Here is a 4,628-nt window from a genome sequence, read left to right as displayed (position 1 = left end):
CTTCAACCATGACGACCAACGCCACGCCACCGACGCCCGACCCCGCCCGTACCGTCGCCTGACCCTCGCCCTCGCGCTGCTCCTCGCCGGCGCCGCCCTGACAACCGCCTGCGCCAAGTACGACGCACAGGACAACAAGTACCTCATCGTCTTCACGCCCACGGGGCCGGACGGCGACTCGTCGCTGGCCCCCATCGGGGTACTGCAGATCGGCGAGGTAGCCGAGATCGCGCTCGAGGTCACGCCGGTCGGCGGCACCACCCTCGACCGCACCCTCGACGCCGAATGGCGCCTAGAAGATCGTGACGCCGACGACGACGCCACCTCGGTGCGACTCGACCTGACCCACGACCCGGCGGCCCAGCCCCACCACACCATCACCGGCCTCCACGAGGGCAGCACCAACCTCTGCTACACCTACCACCTGCCCAGCGCGGTGGAGCCGATGGACGACTGCGCCGCGGTGGTGGTGATCGCGCCCCCAGCGGACTAGGCCGGCGCCGCTCAGGACCGACCGCTCACGAGGAGCACCAACAGCGCCACGTTGAGGGCCACCACGGTGGTCACGATCACGCCGAGCACGACGCGTGCCGCCGCGCCGTTCGCGGCCGCGCCCATGACCCGCCGGTCGCTGGTGAGCAGCGCCAACGGCACGATGGCGAACGGGATGCCGAAACTCAGCACGACCTGTGACACGACCAGCACCCAGGTCGGTTCAGCGCCGGCCGCCAACAGCGCCAGCGCCGGCACCAACGTGATGGCGCGCCGCGTCAGCAGCGACACGTGCCTGTGCACCAGCCCCGCCATGATCGTCGCGCCCGCGTAGCACCCCACGGAGGTGGAGGCCAACCCCGACGCCAGCAGCCCCACCGCGAACACGACCCCGACCGAAGGCCCGAGCGCCGCCGCGATGGCGGCGTGAGCGCCGGCGATGGTATCGGTCCCCGCCACCCCCTGCAGGCTCGTGGCGGCCAGCAGCAGCATGGCGATGTTCACGAACCCCGCCACGCCCAGCGCACCCACGACGTCGTTGCGCGTGGCGCGCAGAAGCACGGGTAGGGTGGTCGGCGTCACCACCTGGCGCCTGTCGCGCGTCAGGGCCGAGTGCACGTAGATGGCGTGGGGCATGACGGTGGCGCCGAGCATGCTCGCCGCCAGGACGACGCTGTCGACCCCCGCGAACCTCGGCGCCAACCCCGCCAGCACGTCGGCGCCATCAGGCAGTCGAACGAACAGCCCCGCCACGAAGCCGACGGTGATCATGACCAGCAGGCCGATGATCACGAACTCGAAAGGGCGCTGCCCGCGCCGGCTCTGGACCTCCAGCAACGCCATGGACACCGCGCCGACGACGATGCCGCCCACCAACAGCGGCAGTCCGAACAGCAGCCTCAGCGCGATGGCGCCCCCCAAGACCTCCGCCAGGTCCGTGGCGGCCGCCACCAGCTCCGCCTGCACCCAGAACGCCAGGCGCGGCCCCCGCCGCATGCGCCTGCCCAACAGCTCCGGCAGCGTGCTCGCCGTGACGAGACCCAACTTCGCCGACTGGTACTGCACCACCACTGCTATCGCGTCGGACGCGACGAGCACCCACAGGAGGAGGAAACCGTAGCGGGCGCCGGCCGTGACGTTGGCGGCGACGTTGCCGGGGTCGACGTACGCGATGGCCGCCACGAACGCCGGGCCGAGCAGGGAGAGGGGGTGCCGCAGGGGGTTCGCTCGGAGGCGCACGTCACGACTGTAGTTCCGGGTGACGCTTCAGGGGCACCTAAGCGTCACCCGGCGACTAACCGGTTCAGGCGGGCGCGAGCCGTCCGCTCGCGACGGGCTCGCGGGCGGCGGCGTCCGCCAGCGGCGGCGTGAAGCGCCGCAACCGCAAGGCGTTGCTCAGCACGAACACGCTCGAGAAGCCCATGGCCGCCGCCGCCAGGACCGGCGAGAGGAGCACGCCGAGGCTCGGGTAGAGGACCCCGGCCGCGACGGGTATGAGCACGGTGTTGTAGGCGAACGCCCAGAAGAGGTTCTGCCTGATGTTCGTCAAGGTCGCCCGCGACAGGGCGAGGGCGTTCGGGATGCCCCGCAGGTCGCCCGCCATGAGGATCACGTCCGCCGACTCGATGGCGATGTCCGTGCCGGTGCCGATCGCCAGCCCCACGTCGGCGGCGGCGAGGGCGGGAGCGTCGTTGATGCCGTCGCCCACGAACGCGACCTTCCGCCCCGCGGCCTGCAGCTCCCTCACGGCCGCCACCTTGCCGTCGGGCAGCACCTCGGCGAGCACCTCGTCGATGCCCAGCTGGTCTGCGATGGCCTGCGCCGTGCGCCTGTCGTCGCCCGTGATCATGGCGACGCGCAGCCCCAGGGCGTGCAGCGCGGCGATGGCCGCCGGCGTGGACGCCTTGATGGGGTCGGCCACGGCGAGGACCGCCGCCAGCCGCCCATCGATGGCGGCGTAGACGGGCGTCTTGCCAGCGCGCGCGAGCGCCTCGGCGCTCGCGGCCAAGGGGGTGGGGTCGACCTCGAGGCGGCGCATGAAGCGGTCGGCGCCCACGGCCACCCGCCGGCCCGCCACCGCGGCGGTCACCCCGAAGCCGGGCACGGCCTCGAGCTCCGCCGCGACCGGCACCGTCAAGCCCGCGACCTTGGCTCCCCGCACGATGGCGTCGGCGATCGGGTGCTCGCTGTCGGCCTCGGCGCCCGCCACCAGCGCCAGCACCTCGGCCTCGTCGAAGCCCGCGGCGACCTCTAGGTCGGTCAGCTCCGGCGCTCCCTTGGTCAGGGTGCCGGTCTTATCGAGGGCCACCACCTGCGTCTCCTGCAGCGCCTGCAGGGCCTCGCCCTGCCTGAACAGCACGCCGAGTTCCGCCGCCTTCCCGGTGCCGACCATGATGCTGGTGGGCGTGGCCAGCCCCATCGCGCAGGGGCAGGCGATGATGAGCACGGCCACCATGTTGACCAGGGCGAAGGTGAGGGCGGGCTCCGGCCCGAGCCAGAGCCACACGCCGAACGTCACGGCCGCCAGCGCCAGCACGACCGGCACGAACACCGCCACCACCCGATCGGCGAGGGCCTGGATGGGCGGCTTGCTCCCCTGGGCGGCCTCCACCATGCGGATGATCTGCGCGAGGACGGTGTCGGCCCCCACGGCAGTTGCCTCGAAGCGGAACGCGCCCGTCTTGTTGATGGTGCCGCCCACGACGGCGCTACCGGTCTCCTTGTGGACCGGCACGCTCTCGCCCGTGATCATGGCCTCGTCCACGTAGGACGAACCACTCACGACGCGGCCGTCGACGGGCACCCGCTCGCCGGGGCGCACGACCACGACGTCGCCCGGGGCAACGGCGCCGACCTCGACCTCGAGTTCCTCCCCGTCGCGCACGACCCGCGCCGTCTTGGGTTGGAGGTTCATGAGCTTCTTGATGGCCTCGCTCGTGCGGCCCTTGGCGACGGCCTCGAGGTACTTGCCCACCAGCACCAGCGTGATGATGGCGGCGGACGCCTCGTAGTACACGTGCACCGTGCCGGCGGGCAGGAGCGAGGGCAGGAAGGTCGCCACTACCGAGTAGCCGAACGCGGCGCTCGTGCCGATCATCACGAGGCTGTTCATGTCGGGGCTGCCGCCGAGGAGACTGCGCCAACCGGGCCGGTAGAAGCGCATCCCCGGCCCGAACTGCACGACCGCCGCGAGGGCGAACGACACGTAGTAGACGACCCGCATGGGCACCAGCGCCATGAGGGCGCGTTCCAGCGGCGGGATGAGCATGGGGAGCATGACGAGCAGGAAGAGCGGCAGGGCGAACGCCGTGGCCGTGATCAGGTCGCGGCGCAACGCCGCGAGCTCGCGTTCGCGCGCCTCGCGCTCCAGGTCGGTGCGCGCCTCGGCGCTGCCCGCGTCCAGGACGCCGTAACCGGCCCTCTCGACGACGGCCTCGAGCCGCCTCAGGTCGGTGACCGTGGGGAGGTAGCGGACGGTGGCGCGCTCGGTGGCGAGGTTGACGGCGGCCGACACCACCCCGTCGGCCTTGCCCAGGGCGCGTTCGACGCGGCTACTGCAGTTGGCGCACGTCATGCCCGTCACGCCCATGGTGGCCTCGGCCACCACCGGCTCGTACCCTGCCTTCCTCACCGCGCTGAGTAGGGTGGCGGCGTCGGCCGTGGCGGGGTCGAAGTCGACGCTGGCACGCTCGGTGGCGAGGTTGACGGTGGAGGCCGTCACGCCCTCGACCTTCGCGAGGGCGCGCTCGACCCTCGTCACGCAACTGGCGCACGTCATGCCCTGCACGCCGATCTGGATGGTCTTCATCTCGTCCTTCCGCGGGCCCGCGCGTTCGCGCCCGTCAGGGGCGGTACTTCAGGGCCTCCATCAGCTCCTCGACGATCTGGTCGGCGTCGCCGCGCTCCGAGGCGGTGACCACGTGGTCCCTGATGTGCGACCGCAGCACGGCCTCGTTGACCTTGGTCAGCGCACCCTGCACGGCCTTGAGCTGCTTGAGGACGTCCACGCAGTAGACGCTGCTGTCCTCGAGCATGCGCACCACGCCGTCGAGGTGGCCCCGCGCGCTCTTCAACCGCTGGGCGGCATCGACCCGCGTGTCGTGGTCGAGGTGCTTGCAGTCGTTCGCGCCCGCGGC

4 protein-coding genes are annotated in these 4,628 nt (G+C 72.0%); 1 reads left to right on the top strand and 3 read right to left on the bottom strand.

From position 1 onward, the window contains the following. Positions 1 to 493: hypothetical protein (locus H3C53_08925; protein ID MBW7916788.1), on the top strand; the 493-nt coding region annotated here is incomplete at its 5' end. An 11-nt stretch (positions 494 to 504) separates the two neighbouring features. Here the strand turns inward: H3C53_08925 and H3C53_08920 are convergent. From H3C53_08920 to H3C53_08910, 3 genes are all read right to left on the bottom strand, one after another. Then, the gene (locus tag H3C53_08920; protein ID MBW7916787.1) at positions 505 to 1,731 is read right to left on the bottom strand and encodes an Nramp family divalent metal transporter; all 1,227 of its coding nucleotides are present in this window, start codon (positions 1,729 to 1,731) and stop codon (positions 505 to 507) included. 64 nt (positions 1,732 to 1,795) lie between these two features. Next, positions 1,796 to 4,300 carry a copper-translocating P-type ATPase gene (locus H3C53_08915; GenBank protein MBW7916786.1) on the bottom strand — a complete coding sequence of 835 codons (2,505 nt, stop codon included), beginning with the start codon at positions 4,298 to 4,300 and terminating at the stop codon, positions 1,796 to 1,798. Positions 4,301 to 4,334: 34 nt separating this feature from the next. Beyond that, positions 4,335 to 4,565 carry a metal-sensitive transcriptional regulator gene (locus tag H3C53_08910; GenBank protein MBW7916785.1) on the bottom strand — a complete coding sequence of 77 codons (231 nt, stop codon included), beginning with the start codon at positions 4,563 to 4,565 and terminating at the stop codon, positions 4,335 to 4,337. Positions 4,566 to 4,628 lie beyond the last annotated feature (63 nt).

It is taken from the genome of Trueperaceae bacterium (assembly GCA_019454765.1).
GTDB lineage: Bacteria > Deinococcota > Deinococci > Deinococcales > Trueperaceae > JAAYYF01.
Note: the sequence above shows the minus strand (reverse complement) of the source record. Positions and strands in the feature narration are given on the sequence as shown.